This window comes from Ruegeria sp. 6PALISEP08, assembly GCF_001238295.1.
GTDB lineage: Bacteria > Pseudomonadota > Alphaproteobacteria > Rhodobacterales > Rhodobacteraceae > Ruegeria.
Genome location: NZ_LGXZ01000007.1, coordinates 181,653 through 197,399, shown reverse-complemented (window position 1 = coordinate 197,399; position 15,747 = coordinate 181,653). Strand labels below are relative to the sequence as shown.

Annotated in this window: 12 protein-coding genes; 11 read left to right on the top strand and 1 reads right to left on the bottom strand. The window is 58.5% G+C overall.

The features are described 5' to 3' along the window. Positions 1 to 346 precede the first annotated feature (346 nt). Complete coding sequence (locus tag ALB80_RS12535) at positions 347 to 1,030, top strand: DnaA N-terminal domain-containing protein (protein ID WP_050604412.1); 684 nt, start codon at positions 347 to 349, stop codon at positions 1,028 to 1,030. A gap of 34 nt (positions 1,031 to 1,064) precedes the next feature. Here ALB80_RS12535 and ALB80_RS12530 read toward each other — a convergent pair whose 3' ends face one another. Then, positions 1,065 to 1,961, bottom strand: coding sequence for a LysR substrate-binding domain-containing protein (locus tag ALB80_RS12530; protein ID WP_050604411.1), 897 nt, complete (start codon positions 1,959 to 1,961; stop codon positions 1,065 to 1,067). Between the two features lie 229 nt (positions 1,962 to 2,190). Between ALB80_RS12530 and ALB80_RS12525 the strand changes: the two genes are divergently transcribed. From ALB80_RS12525 to ALB80_RS12480, 10 genes are all read left to right on the top strand, one after another. Continuing rightward, positions 2,191 to 4,644 (top strand): FAD-dependent oxidoreductase, encoded by a 2,454-nt coding sequence (locus ALB80_RS12525; RefSeq protein ID WP_050604410.1) that lies wholly within the window; start codon positions 2,191 to 2,193, stop codon positions 4,642 to 4,644. Between the two features lie 14 nt (positions 4,645 to 4,658). Further along, positions 4,659 to 6,179 (top strand): trimethylamine methyltransferase family protein, encoded by a 1,521-nt coding sequence (locus tag ALB80_RS12520; RefSeq protein WP_050604409.1) that lies wholly within the window; start codon positions 4,659 to 4,661, stop codon positions 6,177 to 6,179. Positions 6,180 to 6,235: 56 nt separating this feature from the next. Continuing rightward, complete coding sequence (locus tag ALB80_RS12515) at positions 6,236 to 7,249, top strand: Ldh family oxidoreductase (RefSeq protein WP_083445292.1); 1,014 nt, start codon at positions 6,236 to 6,238, stop codon at positions 7,247 to 7,249. A gap of 12 nt (positions 7,250 to 7,261) precedes the next feature. After that, positions 7,262 to 8,503 carry an FAD-binding oxidoreductase gene (locus ALB80_RS12510; RefSeq protein WP_050604408.1) on the top strand — a complete coding sequence of 414 codons (1,242 nt, stop codon included), beginning with the start codon at positions 7,262 to 7,264 and terminating at the stop codon, positions 8,501 to 8,503. A gap of 397 nt (positions 8,504 to 8,900) precedes the next feature. After that, the gene (locus ALB80_RS12505; protein WP_050604407.1) at positions 8,901 to 9,860 is read left to right on the top strand and encodes a dihydrodipicolinate synthase family protein; all 960 of its coding nucleotides are present in this window, start codon (positions 8,901 to 8,903) and stop codon (positions 9,858 to 9,860) included. Next, positions 9,851 to 10,783, top strand: a complete 933-nt coding sequence (locus ALB80_RS12500) for a proline racemase family protein (RefSeq protein WP_050604406.1) — start codon at positions 9,851 to 9,853, stop codon at positions 10,781 to 10,783. The genes ALB80_RS12505 and ALB80_RS12500 overlap by 10 nt, the downstream gene beginning before the upstream one ends. Positions 10,784 to 10,851: 68 nt before the next feature. Then, on the top strand, positions 10,852 to 12,102 hold the full coding sequence (locus ALB80_RS12495) for an FAD-binding oxidoreductase (RefSeq protein ID WP_050604405.1): 1,251 nt from the start codon (positions 10,852 to 10,854) through the stop codon (positions 12,100 to 12,102). 76 nt (positions 12,103 to 12,178) lie between these two features. Then, positions 12,179 to 13,204: a proline racemase family protein gene (locus tag ALB80_RS12490; RefSeq protein WP_050604404.1), complete on the top strand. Its 1,026-nt coding sequence runs from the start codon at positions 12,179 to 12,181 to the stop codon at positions 13,202 to 13,204. A gap of 114 nt (positions 13,205 to 13,318) precedes the next feature. Next, positions 13,319 to 13,999 carry a GntR family transcriptional regulator gene (locus tag ALB80_RS12485; protein WP_050604403.1) on the top strand — a complete coding sequence of 227 codons (681 nt, stop codon included), beginning with the start codon at positions 13,319 to 13,321 and terminating at the stop codon, positions 13,997 to 13,999. A gap of 72 nt (positions 14,000 to 14,071) precedes the next feature. Continuing rightward, entirely contained in the window at positions 14,072 to 15,586 is a 1,515-nt protein-coding gene (locus ALB80_RS12480) for an aldehyde dehydrogenase (NADP(+)) (RefSeq protein WP_050604402.1), read from the top strand. Positions 15,587 to 15,747: the final 161 nt, after the last annotated feature.

Below are 15,747 nucleotides of genomic sequence, written 5' to 3'. Positions count from 1 at the left end.
CGTTGAGGGGCCAAAATCGATTCGGGTGCATGGCTACGCCGCCCAGCGAATCTCATACCCCCATGCCCCGGCATTTACGGGGGCACGTAGGGCAAGAAACCTACATATAGGGGGACATAAGGGCCCGATAAGGGGACGAGCTGGATGTCCCCCTTCACCAGTAATTCACCAGATTCTTTTTCATTTTTTGATTTTAGGGTCAGCAATTTTCGCCCGGATTCAGACTCTTCTTGACAGAATCGAAGGTTTGGACGCTAATTAGGCCAAGATGACGAAAAGCGTTGGCAAACGGCGCGAACACGGCGGGGTTAACCCGTCTGAGGCAGATAGAGCGGTGAGAACGGGTATGCAGCTGGCGAAACCGGTCGGGCGGAATGCGGCGGCCATAAAATACGATATACTCTCTGCGCTAACCGTTCACGCGTTGTCCGGAGACAAACATCGACAACGCAGTATTCTGCGCATCATTGCCTTGATTACGACTCGGTATAACTGGCGGAGCAATGAATTGTCGATTGGGCGTGAGGAAATTGCACGCCTGTGGACAGTGAATGAACGGACAGTAAAGCGCGAAATGTCTAAATTTCGCGCATTAGGGTGGATAGCGGTCAAAAGACCTGCAGCTCGTGGACGAGTTGCTGTTTATGAAATTGATCTCAAGCAGATCATGATCGACACACAGGACATCTGGCCGGTCATTGGATCCGATTTTCTTGCACGCATGTCGGACGAGCCTGAGCCGGAAACAAACATCGTGCCATTCACCGCGAAACCCGGTCCCAGCGTTTCTGACGAGGCGGATGCGTGGACACAGGTGCAATCAATTCTGCATGGGCGTGATCCAGAACTGTGGGCCAGCTGGTTTCAGCATCTGTCCGAAACCGATCGGGCAGGGGGCTCTGTCACCTTGATGGCGCCGTCGCGGTTCATGGCTGATTATATCTCGCAAAAGTGGAGCCAACGCTTGCTTGCAGCCTATAGCCGGGTTGATCCCAGTATTAGAACGGTTCGTGTGGAATCCGCCGAGTAGATGGGGCGCACTGTAAGGCTGCGCGTCTAATGTATCATTCGGCGCCGGGCTCGGAATCTTCGGCCAGCCATTTGTAAACCAAAGCCGCGCGATCCGAAGAGCTGTTGTGAAGCACCACGTAAAAATCCAGCGGAGCCGATAATGTCTGCGGCAAGAGCTTGCACAGTTTTCCCGTACGGACCAATCCGGCCGTCAATCCTTCCCATCCCAAAACAGCCCCCATGTCATCCTGCGCGGCTTGTAGGGCGATGGTGTAATTGTTTACCCTGTGCCCGGATTTAAGCGACCCCGAATAGCCCAAGCCGGTGGCCCATTCCTGCCAGCCGGTCCAGCCGGTGCCCGGCGCATCCAGGTGGATCAGCGGAACGTTGGCCAGATCCTGTAAATGTTCGATTTTGTTTTGGCGAACAAACTGCGGGCTGGCCAAGGCCATGATCCGATCTCGGAACAGAACATGACACGTGCCGCGTTCCCGATAGGCGTCACCATAGCGGATACTGATATCACACTTTTGCGTGTCGTATCCCAGATCGGTGACGACCTGCGTGACAGAGATATGCCCGTAACTCTTCCAGAACCGCGCCAGGCGCGGTGTCAGCCACAGCGAACTGACGGCTGTACTGGATCGAATCGTGACGCCAGAACGATCATATTGCGATCGCAACTGCCTGAGCGCTTCGCTGATCCCTTCAAACCCGCGTTGCAGAGAGACCAGCAAATAGGCGCCGCTTTCGGTGAGTTCGACCCCTCGGTGGTGGCGGTGGAACAACGCGCAATTGAGTTCGACCTCCAACGCTTTGACCTGATGGCTGATGGCCGCGGGGGTAACGTTCAGTTCGCTTGCGGCCTGTTTGAAGCTGACATGTCGGGCCGCGGCCTCGAAACTGATCAGTGAACTGAGCGGTGGAAGTTCATATGGGCCAATGGGCAAGGTAGTCTGACCTGTATCTGGTGGTTTTAAGTTATTTTCTCTTTTTCAGGATTATTGGCATTAGCTGAATTTGCCCAGAGTGAATATTTTTGCAATTGCGATCTTGGCCCATGAGCGCAAGGATTTGCCCAAAGCAGCGCGTTTTGCGCAGAGTCCCGGTCAAATCGAGTGTCCGCCCCGCGGAACAACGTTGGCCGGGATTTCGGCGCAGCGGAAGAGGAGAATTCAAATGCAGTCACATGCCGAAGTTGTTGTTGTGGGGGGCGGCTGTGTCGGGGCCTCAATCCTGTACGGCCTGACCGAACATGGGTGCACCGATGCCGTGATGCTGGAGCGGACGACGTTGACCTCGGGCTCAACCTGGCACGCGGCGGGTCTGCTGGTGACTTTTGTGCGCTCGCACAACGTGTCGAAGATGACGATGGAAACCATTCGCATCTATTCTGAAGTCGAGGTAAAGATGGGCAGCTCGGTCGGTCTGCGCAAAGTCGGCCAGCTGCGCGTTGCAAACACCGAAAAACGCTGGGACGAGTTCCAGTCGTATATCTCGATTGCCGAAGCCGCTGGCGTGCCATGCAGGCTGCTGACCCCGGAACAGGTTGCCGAGGTTCACCCGCTGCTGAACCAGTCTGAAGATATCCGGGGAGGTATTCTGCATACCGAAGACGGCTATGTGAACCCAGCTGACATCACCATGGCGCTGGCGAAACTGGCGCGTGACGCAGGGGCGAAAGTTTATCAGAACACAGAAGCGCAATCTTATGAAAAGCTGGAGAACGGTCTTTGGAAAGTGACAACTGACAAGGGTGAAATCACCTGTAAGCATTTGATCTTTGCCACCGGCAACTATGCGCGCGAAAACGCGCGGCGGGTGGGGCTGGATCTGCCCTGTATTCCAATCGTGCACCAGTACTGGACGACCGAGACGGTGCCGCTGCTGAAGGAACGCCGCGCGCAGGGCCTGCCGGAGTTCCCGATCCTGCGGGATGAGGATTATGGCGCATATCTACGCGAGGATGTGGGCGGCATTCAGTTTGGTCCTTATGAATTCACCAAAGACCTCAAGCTGTTTGCCGAGGACCGCGTACCGCCTGATTTCGGGGCCGATCTGCTACCCGAGGATTTCGATGCGGTAGAAACCCAGTGGGAACGCGCCATCGAACGGGTGCCGACCTTGGGCGAGGTTGGTATCAAGGCCAACACCCGCGGTCCGTTTCAGATGACCCCGGACGAGCTGCCACTGGCGGGCCCTGCGCCGGGACACGAAAACCTGTGGCTGGCCGAGGGGATGCCGGGCGGTATTCTGTGGGGTGGCACAGTCGGCAATCGCCTGGCGAAATGGATCGTGAATGGCGATCCGGGTATAGACATGTCCGAACTCGACCCGCGCCGCTTTTCGGACTACGCCTCGAAACGCTGGACCATGGACAAGGTGCGCGAGACCTGGGGCACCCACATGGACGCGCATATTCCAGGAGAGGATTTCCCGGACGCGCGCCCGATGAAAACTGTGGGGTCCTATGATCTGCTAACCGCTCATGGTGCGGTCTGGACCAGCTTCAACGGGTATGAGTTCCCCCGCTGGTTCGCCAAATCGCCCGAAGAGGCGATCCCCGAGCACTCTTTCCGGCGCACCAACCATATGGAACTGGTGCAGGCCGAGGTGCGCACAACCCGCGAAGAGGCCGGGTTTATCGAAATGTCGCCGATGACCAAGTTCACCGTGCGCGGTCCCGGTGCCGCGAAATGGCTGGACGGTCTGATGGCCAACAAGCTGCCCAAAATTGGCCGCATGACCCTGTCGCTGATGTTGAACGACAAAGGCGGCATGGATGCTGAATACACCATCGTTCGGTATGCCGAGGATGATTTCTATCTGATCTCGACCCCGAATTGGCGGGCGTACAACTGGGACCAGTTGCAGCGCCTGATGCCCAAGGATGGCTCGGTCGTGATGGAGGATATCTCGGAACAGCTGGGCGTGATTGCTCTGGCCGGTCCAAAAGCACGCGAGATCCTGCAACCGCTGACCGACAACAACCTGTCGAACGAAGCCTTCCCGTGGTTGTCGGCGCAGATGGGTGAAGTAGGGTATGCCAAGGGCGTGCATCTGCTGCGCGTCTCTTACACCGGCGAACTGGGTTGGGAATTGCACCACCCCGTCGGCTACAACCGCCATCTTGTCGATCTGCTTCTGAAGGCTGGGGTGAAGCCGTTTGGTCTGGAAGCGCTGGAGTCCATGCGGCTTGAGAAATCCTATCGCGCGATCAACCGCGAGATTTGCAAGGATATGACGCCATACGAAACTGATCTGGGTCGCTTTGTTGCCATGACCGAAAAGGTCAATGGCGAGATGGTCGAGCGGGAGTTCATCGGCAAGGCTGCGCTGCAAAAGCAAAAGGAAGAGGGCGGTTACAGGACGCTGGTGACGCTGAAACTGCCGTTCTGCGAGACCTCGGTGATGTTTGATGAAGGTGTTTATGCCGATGGCAAGTTGATCGGGCGCGTCACCTCGGGCGGGTTCTCATATTACTGCAACCATGACATCGCGATGGCCCTGGTGCCACAGGACATGACAACGCCGGGCACGAAAATGCAGGTGATGGTTCACAATGAAATGCGCGATGCCGAGGTGATCGACATTTGCGCTGTCGACCCCTCCAGCGCACGCGCGCGGGCCTGAGAAGGAGAGCTGAAATGGCACAAGCAAGAGGACGGTCCGGCCGTGGCGGTGGGCGCGCGGCACGCGTTCAGGCCCGCACCAACCCACCCCCCGTTTATCTGTCGACCCTGAACCGCAAGATTGGACCGATCGATCTGCTGGGCCCCGAAGGGGTCGAGCGTATCCACAATGCCGCCATGACCATTTTGGAAACCACCGGCATTGAATTCCGCGATCCGGTAGCATTGGCTGACTGGAAAAAATTCGGCGCGAACGTGCAGGGCGAACGCGTCCGTATCGGGCGCGATATGCTGATGGACCTGATTTCGTCGGTGCCGTCGGAATGGTCTTATGCGGCACGCAACCCAGAGCGGTCTTTGCGGGTGGGCAATGAGCATTCGGTGTTTGCCAACGCCTATGGCGCGCCATTTGTCTATGATCTGGACGGTGTGCGTCGTCCATCGCAGCTGGAGGATGCACAGAACTTTTTCAAGATGAGCCAGATGAGCCAGTCGATGATGGTTCCGGGCATATTGCCGGTGGAACCGCAGGACGTTCCGGTTCCGCAGCGCCATCTTGAGCTTGTGCATGCCGCGCTGACTCTGACCGACAAGCCAATCAAGGGTTCGGTGTTGTCGGAACAGGCGGCGCGTGACTCGGTGGACATGACCCGGATCGTGTTTGGCGAAGAGTTTGTGGACAATAACGTGGTGATGGCCGCGCTGCTGAACTGCAACACGCCACTGGTCTGGGATGAGACCATGCTGGAAAGCCTGCGCGTTTACGCGGCAGCCAACCAGCCTTGCCTGCTGTCGCCCTTTGTACTGGCAGGGGCTTCGACCCCGGCCAGCCCGCAGGGGGGTGTGGCGCTGCTGATAGCGGAATCACTGGCGGGCATGGCTTACAGCCAGATCATCCGGCGGGGCGCGCCAATGGTTCTGGGTGTGGCGATCATGGGTGTGTCGATGAAAACGGGCGCGCCGATGATGGGGTCGCCTGAACCGGGTCTGATGAACCTGCTAGTAGGTCAGATGGCGCGGTTCTATCAGGTGCCGTGGCGGACCTGCACTATGTGGACCGGGTCAAAGTCGCCCGACATGCAGGCTGGTTTTGACACCGCCAACACGATGTGGCCGGTGCTGCTAGGCGGGGCGAACTATATCGTGCACTCAGCCGGTTTTCTGGAAGGGGCGTTGGGGGTCAGCTACTCGAAATGGGTGCAGGACACGATGCAGCTTGAAAACTTCCACCGCTTTTTCAGCGGGCTTCACGACGAAAATCTGGACTCGTTGCTGGACGACATCGCCCAGATCGGCCCCGGAGGGCATTTCCTGGGTACGGACCACACGCGCGAAAACCCGATGCATATGAACTTCTTGCAAAACAATGACAGTTTTGAACAGTGGGAGGCAGAGGGATCGAAAACGGCCGAGATTGTTGGCAATGAAGCCGCTCGGCGGATGTTGGACAATTATGTGCGGCCACCGATGCCTGACGATCAACGCGGCGCGCTGGACGAGTTTGTTGCCAAAAAGCGCCGGGAATACAGCAGTTAACCCCGACGTGGGCGCTGGCGCGCCCCGTTGCGCCACACAAGGACAGGATCACCTCGATGACGGAAATCTCGACGAAAACGCTCTCACTCGAAGAGGTCAGGGAATTGGCCAGATCGGTCCTTGTGGCGGCAGGCGTGGATGCGCGTGGCAGCGCCGTGCTGGCGGATATCGTCACCCGATCCGAACGGGACGGTCCCCGCAGTCACGGGCTGCGCATGTTGCCGGTTTATGTTCAAAGTTTCACCTCGGGATATGCCAATCCGGCGGCATCCCCCAAAGTCGAGCGTATCGCTCCCGGCGTTTTGCGCGGGGATGGCGACAACGGCTATTACCAGCTTGCTGCGGGCGTGGCGCGGGACGAGCTGATTGCGATGGCGCATGAAAACGGCATTGCCTCGTTCACCTGTGCCAACTGCCACCACCTGGCAGCGTTGCGTTTTGACACCGAGCCGCTGGCCGAGGCGGGGTTGGTGGCGCTGGGTGTCGTGAACTCACTGTCGATGGTGGTGCCGCAGGGCGGTGTGCGCCCGGTTTTCGGGACCAATCCGATGTCTTTCGCCTGCCCGCGCGAAGGGGCCGAGCCCGTTGTTTGGGATCAGGCGTCCTCGATGGTCGCTCTGATGGATATTCGTATGGCGGCGGCAGAGGGGCATGATTTGCCGCGTCCGGCGGGCCTGGCCCCGGATGGTCAGCCCACTGCCGATCCAGATGCCATTCTGGAAACCCGCAGCCTGTTACCCTTTGGTGAGCATAAAGGGGCCGCGATTGCCTTTCTGATCGAGGTTCTGGGCGCAGCACTCGCCGGTGGAACGCTATCGGTCGACAATGCCAAGCGTGTGGAGCATGGCGCCTTGAATATCAAAGGCGGGTCCACTCTGATCGCAATTGATCCCGCGCGCTTCGGGAACCCGGGTTTTGATGATTACGTCAAACGTATTTGTGCCGAAATCGAAGGCAACGGTACGGCCCGCGTTCCGGGTGACGGGCGGTTGAGAAACCGCGCCACTGCGCAGCAACAGGGCGTCGTTGTCAGCACGGAGTTGCTGTCGCAACTGCATGATTTGCAATAGGACCGCTTTTAGATGGCAAAGGTTGCGATTGTCGGCGGCGGTATCGTCGGTATTTCCTGTGCACTGGCGCTGCAGGCTGAGGGGCATCAGGTGACAGTGCTTGAGCCTAACACCGTCGGTGAGGGGGCCAGTTGGGCGTCATGCGGCTGCATAGCCGTAGGTGAAGTTGTTCCGCTGTCGCAGCCTGGCATGATGATGAAAGTGCCTGGGTGGTTGTTGGACAGTGAGGCACCTTTATCGTTGCGTCCAAGTTCAGCGTTGAAATTGTTGCCTTGGTTTGCGCGTTTCACAGCGAATGCGCGCCCATCAAAGATGCGTGCCATCGCGGCGGATCTTGCGCGGCTGACATTCTCGGCTACTGCGGATTTCAAGGCTCAGTTGGGGGATATCGGTCATCCTGAAATGCTGGTGGAACGCCCCATCATCAAGCTGTTTGATGATGACACTGACAAGGCGACCATGGGGGCTGCCTTTGATCTTGCACGCGAACTTGGGTGCACTATTGACGAAATTTCTGGTCACGAAGCCCATGAGCTTGACCCCGCCATAGCACCCGATTTCAAACATGCAGCGTTGTTGCGGGATTGGAGCTTTGTGACCGACCCCAAGCGTCTGGTCGAAGCCCTGCACCAGACGTTTTTAACACGTGGCGGCATAGTCAAACGGGCAGGGGCCGCGGGATTTGACCGCGAGGGCCGACAGGTGCGTTCAGTTAAGCTCACTGATGGAGCTGAGTTATCTGTTGATCAAGTTGTCTTGGCTGCGGGAGCGCGATCAAAAGGCTTGGCGCGTGATCTTGGTGTGCCAATCCGGCTGGAGGGCGTGGCGGGGTACTCAACCGCATTGTCAGATCCAGGCGTGGAACTGAAGCATACGATCTTCTACCCCAAAGGCGGGTTTGGCGTTACCCCTTATGACGGGGCTTTGGCCGTTGCCGGTACAATCGAGTTCGCCAGTTTGGATGCAGAGCCGAACTGGAATCGGGCCGACGTGCTTGTCCGACGGGCGCATCGCGTCTTGCCTGGTCTGAAAACGGAAGCTGCCGAGCGTCGTATCGGGTACCGCCCCTTCACCCCGGACACCAGACCGATCATAGGACGCAGCGATCGCCTGGATAACGTCCATTTTGCTACTGGCCATGGTCAGCTGGGGCTGACATTGGCGGCCACTACGGCCCGGCTTGTGGCGGACGATATGGCGGGGCGACGCCGTCACATCGATATTCAGGCTTTTTCACCCGACCGGTTTTCCTGAACCCGCATCGTACTGCGGTGATGCGTTTTGCAGGTGGAGATGCTTGGCCCAGACTGATGAAGCGCAGGGTATGCGGTGATGGTGTTTGTCGTACCAAATTGCGTCTTTGGGATGGGTATAACAAATTGCTGGATTTTGGATACAATATACGATACCCCATTATCAGAACACGATTCCAGGGGAACGCATGGTCGGAAAGCTGGCTGTCTTGATGGGTTTTTCCCATTGCGACTGTTTCTGCGCAGGCGGATGCAAGTGATGACGTCTTGTTCAGCGTCTCCTTGGATTTTTTCAGACCCACTTGTTCCGGTGGGTTCAACTTTGTCGAATTACGCCACCATGCGGGTTGTGCCGTGAACGCACCGGCCACCCGAAACAACGAGGAAGGTTATCAATAATGTCCCAGAATATCTTCACCGGCACCATGCCAGCCTTAATGACCCCATGCAAAGCCGACCGGACACCGGACTTCGATGCTTTGGTGAAAAAGGGCAAGGAAATGATCGAGGCGGGCATGTCTGCGGTGGTGTATTGCGGATCGATGGGTGACTGGCCGCTGCTGTCGGATGCAGAGCGGATGGAAGGCGTTGAACGTTTGGTCGACGCCGGCCTGCCCGTGGTCGTCGGCACCGGCGCCATCAACTCGAAATCTGCCGTGGCGCTGGCCGCGCACGCGCAGAAGGTGGGCGCGGCGGGGCTTATGGTCATCCCGCGCGTGCTGTCGCGCGGATCCTCTGTCGCGGCGCAGCGTAACCATTTCAAGGCGATCTTGTCCGCAGCGCCTGACGTTCCGGCCATCATTTACAACAGCCCGGTCTATGGTTTTGCCACACGGGCCGAGCTGTTCTTTGCCCTGCGGGCCGAGCACCCCAATCTGGTGGGGTTCAAGGAATTCGGCGGCAAGGATGACCTGCGCTATGCTGCCGAGCATATCACCTCGCAAGACGATCAGGTCACGCTGATGGTGGGTGTGGACACCGAAGTCTATCACGGCTTTGTCAATTGTGGTGCTACGGGGTCGATCACCGGGATTGGAACGGCGCTGCCGAAAGAGGCGTTGCTATTGGCTGCTTTGTGCCAAAAAGCAGCGGCCGGTCATGCCGAAGCCCGTCTGCGCGCGCGAGAGCTGGAAGAAGCCTTTGGTGTGTTGGCCAGCTTTGACGAGGGCACCGATTTGGTGCTGTATTACAAGCATCTGCTGGTGCTGAACGGGGAAGAGGAATACCTCCTGCATTTTGTTGAAACCGACGAATTGTCGGATGCGCAACGCAATTACTGCGAACAGCAATACAGCCTGTTCCGTACCTGGTTCGCCGACTGGTCCAGCCAGGGCGGGGTGATTGCTGAATGCATGTGATCGACAGCCATACTGGTGGGATGCCCACGCGTGTGATCCTGGATGGTGGCCCTGATCTGGGATCGGGGCCGCTGGCAGAACGTGCCCGCCGTTTGGCCACCGAGCATGAAGCGTTCTATAAATCGGTTCTGCTGGAGCCGCGTGGACAGCCCGGCATGGTTGGTGCGCTTCTGGTGCCTTCTGAAGACCCGGACTGCGAAACCGGGGTGATCTATTTCGATGCCGATGCCGTTCTGGGCATGTGCGGACATGGCACCATCGGGCTGGGGGTGACGCTGGCGCATCTGGGCCGGATCGCACCCGGTGCACACCGGATCGAAACGCCTGCTGGCTTGATCTCGATCGATCTGCTGGACGCCAATACTGTACGCGTCACCAATATCGAAAGCCGCCGAGTGCGGGCGTCGGTGTCGATTGAAGTTGCAGGCTATGGGCAGGTGACGGGTGATCTTGCTTATGGCGGGAATTGGTTCTTTATTGTCGACCCCAGCCCGATTGCGGTGGAGACCGGCAACATCCGCGCCCTGACAGATCTGACCATTGCTATCCGCGAAGCCTGTATCGCGCAGGGTTTGACCGGTGAGAACGGAGAAGACGTGGATCACGTGATCTTGCAGGGCGAATCCCCGTCGCAGGGCATTCACAGCCGCAACTTCGTGCTGTGCCCGGACAATGAATACGACCGATCCCCGTGTGGCACGGGCAGCTCGGCTCGTCTGGCCTGTCTGGCGGCGGATGGGGTGCTGGCGCCGGGGGAGGAGATCATACAGGAAAGTGTGATCGGCAGCCCCTATCGGCTGAGCTATCAACCCGGCCCATCTGGTGGGGTTATCCCGACCCTGACCGGTCAGGCGCATATTATGGCCGAGGGCAAATTGATTTTTGCGCAGAACGATCCGTTCCGCGGAGGGATCTACCTGTGACACGCCAAATCCGGGGACCGGTGTAATGCGGCCCCCGGACATGACGAAATAACTGAGAACATCTGGCCATGCAGCAAGACACTAAAGCGGATATTGTTGTGATCGGCGCGGGTATCGTCGGGATCAGCGCTGCGTTGGAACTGCAAAATCGCGGCAAGCAGGTTCTGGTGCTGGATCGCGAAGGTACCGGGGCAGGGGCGTCAAAAGGCAATGCCGGGGCGTTTGCCTTTACCGACATCGTGCCGCTCGCCACGCCTGGGATCATGCGCAAAGCGCCGAAATGGCTGCTCGATCCGCTGGGCCCGCTGTCGGTGCCACCCGCTTATGCGTTGAATATTGCGCCTTGGATGCTGCGGTTCTGGCGGGCCAGTTGGCGGGATCGCTATGCCGCTTCGCTGTCGGCGCAGGCCGATTTGATGGATTATTGCCGCGCGGCGTTGGAGCGTCAGATCAAAGAAGTGGATGGCGAGGCGCTTATACAGCGCGATGGTCAATTGCAGTTGTTCGAAAGCGAAGCCGAGTTCCGTGCCAGCCTGCCCACGTGGGACCAGCGCCGGGATCATGGCATCCCCTTTGATCTGCTGGACAGTCCGGATGAGATTGCCGATATTCAGCCCGGTTTGGATCGTCGGTTTACCCATGCAGGATTTACGCCCACCTGGATGAACACGGTCGATCCGGCCCGTTGGACCAGCCATCTGGCGGCTCAGTTCACCGCGCGTGGAGGTCGTGTTGAAGTTGCAGGCGTCACGTCATTGACGCCAACCGAAGCGGGTGTGCGCATGACGACGGCCAGCGGTGAAATTTCAGCCGGTCAGGCGATCGTGGCGGCCGGGGCATGGTCGCATCAATTGGCGAAGTCTCTGGGGGATCACATCCCTCTTGAGACAGAGAGGGGTTACAACACCACCCTGCCAGAGGGGGCCTTTGACCTGCGGACGCACCTGACTTTTGGTGGGCATGGATTTGTTGTGACACGGATCAATGGCGGTGTGCGTGTCGGCGGTGCAGTGGAACTTGGAGGGCTGAAACTGGCCCCGAATTACAAACGGGCCGACACATTGCTGGCCAAAGCCGGACGGTTTCTGCCCAAGCTGAATCTTGAAGGCGGCACCCAATGGATGGGTTTTCGTCCGTCGCTGCCTGATAGCCTGCCGGTCATCGATCGTGCGGCCCGCGCGCCGCAGGTTCTTTACGCCTTCGGCCACGGCCATCTGGGGCTCACTCAATCCGCAGGCACGGCAGAGCTGATCGCTGATCTGGCCATGGATGCGAAGCCAGGTCTTGACGTGACGCCTTATGCATCCACACGGTTTTGATCCGTAATGGGCGATAAAAATCATATCGACTTCCGGGGCGCTGGGCGCCTGTCACATACCATGACTGAGGAACCAAATGCGTAGCAGCAAAACGATACATGTGATCTCGGCCCATGCCGAAGGTGAAGTTGGGGATGTCATCGTCGGGGGTGTCACGCCACCACCCGGTGACACGATCTGGGCGCAGCGCAGTTTCATTGCGCAGGACCAGACGCTGCGCAATTTTGTCCTCAACGAACCGCGCGGTGGAGTGTTCCGTCATGTCAATCTGCTGGTGCCGCCAAAACACCCCGAAGCGGACGCAGCGTGGATCATCATGGAACCCGAAGACACGCCGCCCATGTCCGGATCGAATTCGATCTGTGTCTCGACCGTGCTGCTGGATGGCGGGATCATTCCGATGCAGGAACCCGAAACGCAAATGGTTCTTGAGGCCCCGGGTGGATTGGTCCGGGTGCGGGCGGAATGCAGCAATGGCAAGGCGCAGCGCATTTTTGTGCAGAACCTGCCCAGTTTCGCCGACAAGCTGTCAGTTCCGCTCGAGGTGCCGGGGGTAGGCGCGATCACCGTGGATACGGCCTATGGCGGCGACAGTTTCGTGGTGGTTGACGCGCAGGCGCTGGGCTTCGAAATCGCTGAACACGAAGCTCGCGATATTGCCCGGCTGGGCATAAAGATCACCAATGCCGCGAATGAACAGCTTGGGTTTTCGCATCCCGAGAACCCGGATTGGGACCATATCTCGTTCTGTGCCTTCTGCGGCCCGCTCAGTGAAACCGAAACCGGATTCACCGGAAAGTCTGCGGTGGCGATTCAGCCAGGCAAGGTTGACCGCTCGCCCACGGGAACGGCGGTGTCTGCACGGATGGCGCTGATGGCGGCGAAAGGGCTGATGAAACCTGGCCAGAGTTTCGAAGCGGTGTCGATCATCGGGTCCCGTTTCACCGGGCGGATCATCGACACCGCGCAAGTTGGGGATCGCGCGGCGATCATTCCCGAAATCAGTGGCCGCGGATGGATCACCGGCATTCATCAGCACATGCTGGACCCGGATGATCCATGGCCGGGTGGCTATCGCCTGTCGGACACTTGGGGTGTTTAAACACGCTGGTGCGTGTCCTGGCTGAGGTCCTGCAGATGCCTAATCTTCGGTTCGGCTTGGAAAAACTGTGAAAAATCGATAGGTCTGACCAAAACCCAGCAGGAATATTCGGACATGGCAGGAAAACGTGCGATCACCAAGCAAAGCTTACCGGATGTCATTGCTGATGATCTGCGCGAACGCATCCTGAGCGGTGAGCTTGCCGAGGGCGAAACCATACGGCAAGAGGCATTGGCCGAAGAATACGCTGTTTCGCGAATGCCGATCCGAGAGGCGCTTAAACGTCTGAATGCCGAAGGTCTGGTACAATGGGCCAACAATCGCGGTGGGTCGGTTACGAAACATTCGCTCAGCGAGATTGGTGAGATTTTTGATCTGCGTATCCTGATCGAAGTAGACCTGTTTCGACGGGCCATTCCAATTATGACATCGACTGACTTTGCGCGATGCGAGGAAATCCTGGCCCAGATGGAGGCGTCATACGACGAAAACGACGTGGGGACGTGGGGGATATTGAACTATCAGTATCACTCGGCGCTTTATGCTGCCTCGCAGCGGAAACTGACCAATGAGTTGCTGGATCGCGTCAGCCTTCAATCTGACCGGTATGTGCGGATGCACCTGAGTGTGATGAAGCAGCGCGAACCTGCCAAAAAGGAACATCGCGATCTGCTGCGGCTGGCGCAAGCGGGCAAGGTGGATGAAGCTTGCGCGCTGTTGGAAAGCCATATTCAACGCACCAAAGACCAACTTCTGGATATGATCGCTTCTAAACGCGCGGCCGAGGAGTCATGAGGTGGGGCTTGTAAGTCGGGTCATTTTGGATACAATATCCACAATCAGAAGATTCTGACAAACGAGGTCACAATGACATTCACCCCGCATGGTAAACATCTGATCGCCGGCAACTGGTTGGCTGGGGATGATTTCTTCGCGTCGCAGCCCGCGCATGGGCCGTCGCACCCGTTTTCGAAAGGGCGTATTGCAGATATCGATGCTGCCGCGCAGGCTGCGGAAGAGGCGTTCTGGAGTTTTGGGTATTCCACCCGCGAAGACCGTGCGGCCTTTCTGAATGCCATTGCGGATGAGATCGAGGCGCGCGCCGATGCAATCACCGAAGTCGGAACGCAGGAAACCGGTCTGCCCGAGGCCCGCCTGCAAGGCGAGCGGGGCCGGACGACCGGCCAGCTGCGCCTGTTTGCTGCACATATCCTGAACGGTGATTACCTGGACCGCCGCCACGACGCGGCATTGCCGGATCGCGCCCCCTTGCCGCGACCTGACCTGAAAATGATCCAACGCCCGATCGGCCCGGTTGCGGTGTTTGGCGCTTCGAACTTCCCGCTGGCCTTTTCCACGGCCGGAGGCGATACCGCTGCGGCATTGGCCGCCGGTTGTCCTGTCGTCGTCAAGGGGCACAGTGCCCATCCGGGTACGGGCGAGATTGTAGCCGAAGCTGTCCTTGCTGCTATCGCACGCTGCAACCTGCATCCTGGTGTGTTCAGCCTGATCCAGGGCGGCGACCGCGCCGTGGGATCGGCGCTGGTGCAGCATCCTTTGATCAAGGCCGTCGGTTTCACTGGGTCTCTGGCTGGCGGTCGTGCTCTGTTTGACCTCTGCGCCGCGCGTCCCGAGCCAATTCCGTTCTTTGGCGAACTTGGTTCGGTCAATCCGATGTTCATTCTGGATGCTGCGCTAGCGAACCGAGGCGAAGACATGGCCAAAGGCTGGGCCGGATCGCTGACCATGGGAGCAGGGCAGTTCTGCACCAACCCCGGCGTGGCCGTGATGTTGGCTGGCGAGGCCGCAGATCGTTTCGCCGACGTTGCACAGGCCGCCTTAGCAGAGGTTCCGGCGCAAACCATGCTGACGGACGGTATCGCTGATGCTTACCGCGCCGGGCAGACCCGCATCGCGGCAAGTGCTGGCGTTCAGGAGGTTCTGACTTCGGTGTGTGACCAGCGCAGCGCCTCACCTTACCTGTATCGGACAGATGCCAAGACCTGGCTGTCGAATGAAGCGCTTGCCGAGGAAGTCTTTGGCCCGTTGGGTGTTATCGTGACCGCCGAGACCTCTGAAGAGATGCAAGCCGTGGCGCGCAGTTTGCAAGGTCAGCTGACCTGCACCCTGCATATGGATGACGCCGATCTGGATACGGCTCGTTCGTTGATGCCGATCCTGGAACGCAAAGCGGGGCGTGTCCTGGCCAACGGGTTCCCAACCGGGGTCGAGGTCTGCGACAGCATGGTGCATGGCGGCCCTTATCCGGCATCGACCAATTTCGGTGCAACCTCGGTCGGGACGCTGTCGATCCGGCGGTTCCTACGCCCGGTGTGTTATCAGAACCTGCCCGATGCGTTGTTGCCGGAACAGATCGGCTGATCTGTCCTGAACGCTTAAAAGACCGCGTGCAACCCGAGCGGGTTCTGATTGGTAAAAGAAACGGCGGCACCCGGATCAGGTGCCGCCGCTTTTAGTCAGTAGGTTACCGAGAGCACCCACAGAGTGATCAGCGAGGACAGGATCGTTTGATCGAGTGTAGG

Excerpts from the sequence above, each read along its gene's own strand:
- ALB80_RS12535 (WP_050604412.1), top strand. The coding sequence starts at position 347 with ATGCAGCTGGCGAAACCGGTCGGGCGGAATGCGGCGGCCATAAAATAC.
- ALB80_RS12525 (WP_050604410.1), top strand. The coding sequence starts at position 2,191 with ATGCAGTCACATGCCGAAGTTGTTGTTGTGGGGGGCGGCTGTGTCGGG.
- ALB80_RS12520 (WP_050604409.1), top strand. The coding sequence starts at position 4,659 with ATGGCACAAGCAAGAGGACGGTCCGGCCGTGGCGGTGGGCGCGCGGCA.
- ALB80_RS12515 (WP_083445292.1), top strand. The coding sequence starts at position 6,236 with ATGACGGAAATCTCGACGAAAACGCTCTCACTCGAAGAGGTCAGGGAA.
- ALB80_RS12510 (WP_050604408.1), top strand. The coding sequence starts at position 7,262 with ATGGCAAAGGTTGCGATTGTCGGCGGCGGTATCGTCGGTATTTCCTGT.
- ALB80_RS12505 (WP_050604407.1), top strand. The coding sequence starts at position 8,901 with ATGTCCCAGAATATCTTCACCGGCACCATGCCAGCCTTAATGACCCCA.
- ALB80_RS12500 (WP_050604406.1), top strand. The coding sequence starts at position 9,851 with ATGCATGTGATCGACAGCCATACTGGTGGGATGCCCACGCGTGTGATC.
- ALB80_RS12495 (WP_050604405.1), top strand. The coding sequence starts at position 10,852 with ATGCAGCAAGACACTAAAGCGGATATTGTTGTGATCGGCGCGGGTATC.
- ALB80_RS12490 (WP_050604404.1), top strand. The coding sequence starts at position 12,179 with ATGCGTAGCAGCAAAACGATACATGTGATCTCGGCCCATGCCGAAGGT.
- ALB80_RS12485 (WP_050604403.1), top strand. The coding sequence starts at position 13,319 with ATGGCAGGAAAACGTGCGATCACCAAGCAAAGCTTACCGGATGTCATT.
- ALB80_RS12480 (WP_050604402.1), top strand. The coding sequence starts at position 14,072 with ATGACATTCACCCCGCATGGTAAACATCTGATCGCCGGCAACTGGTTG.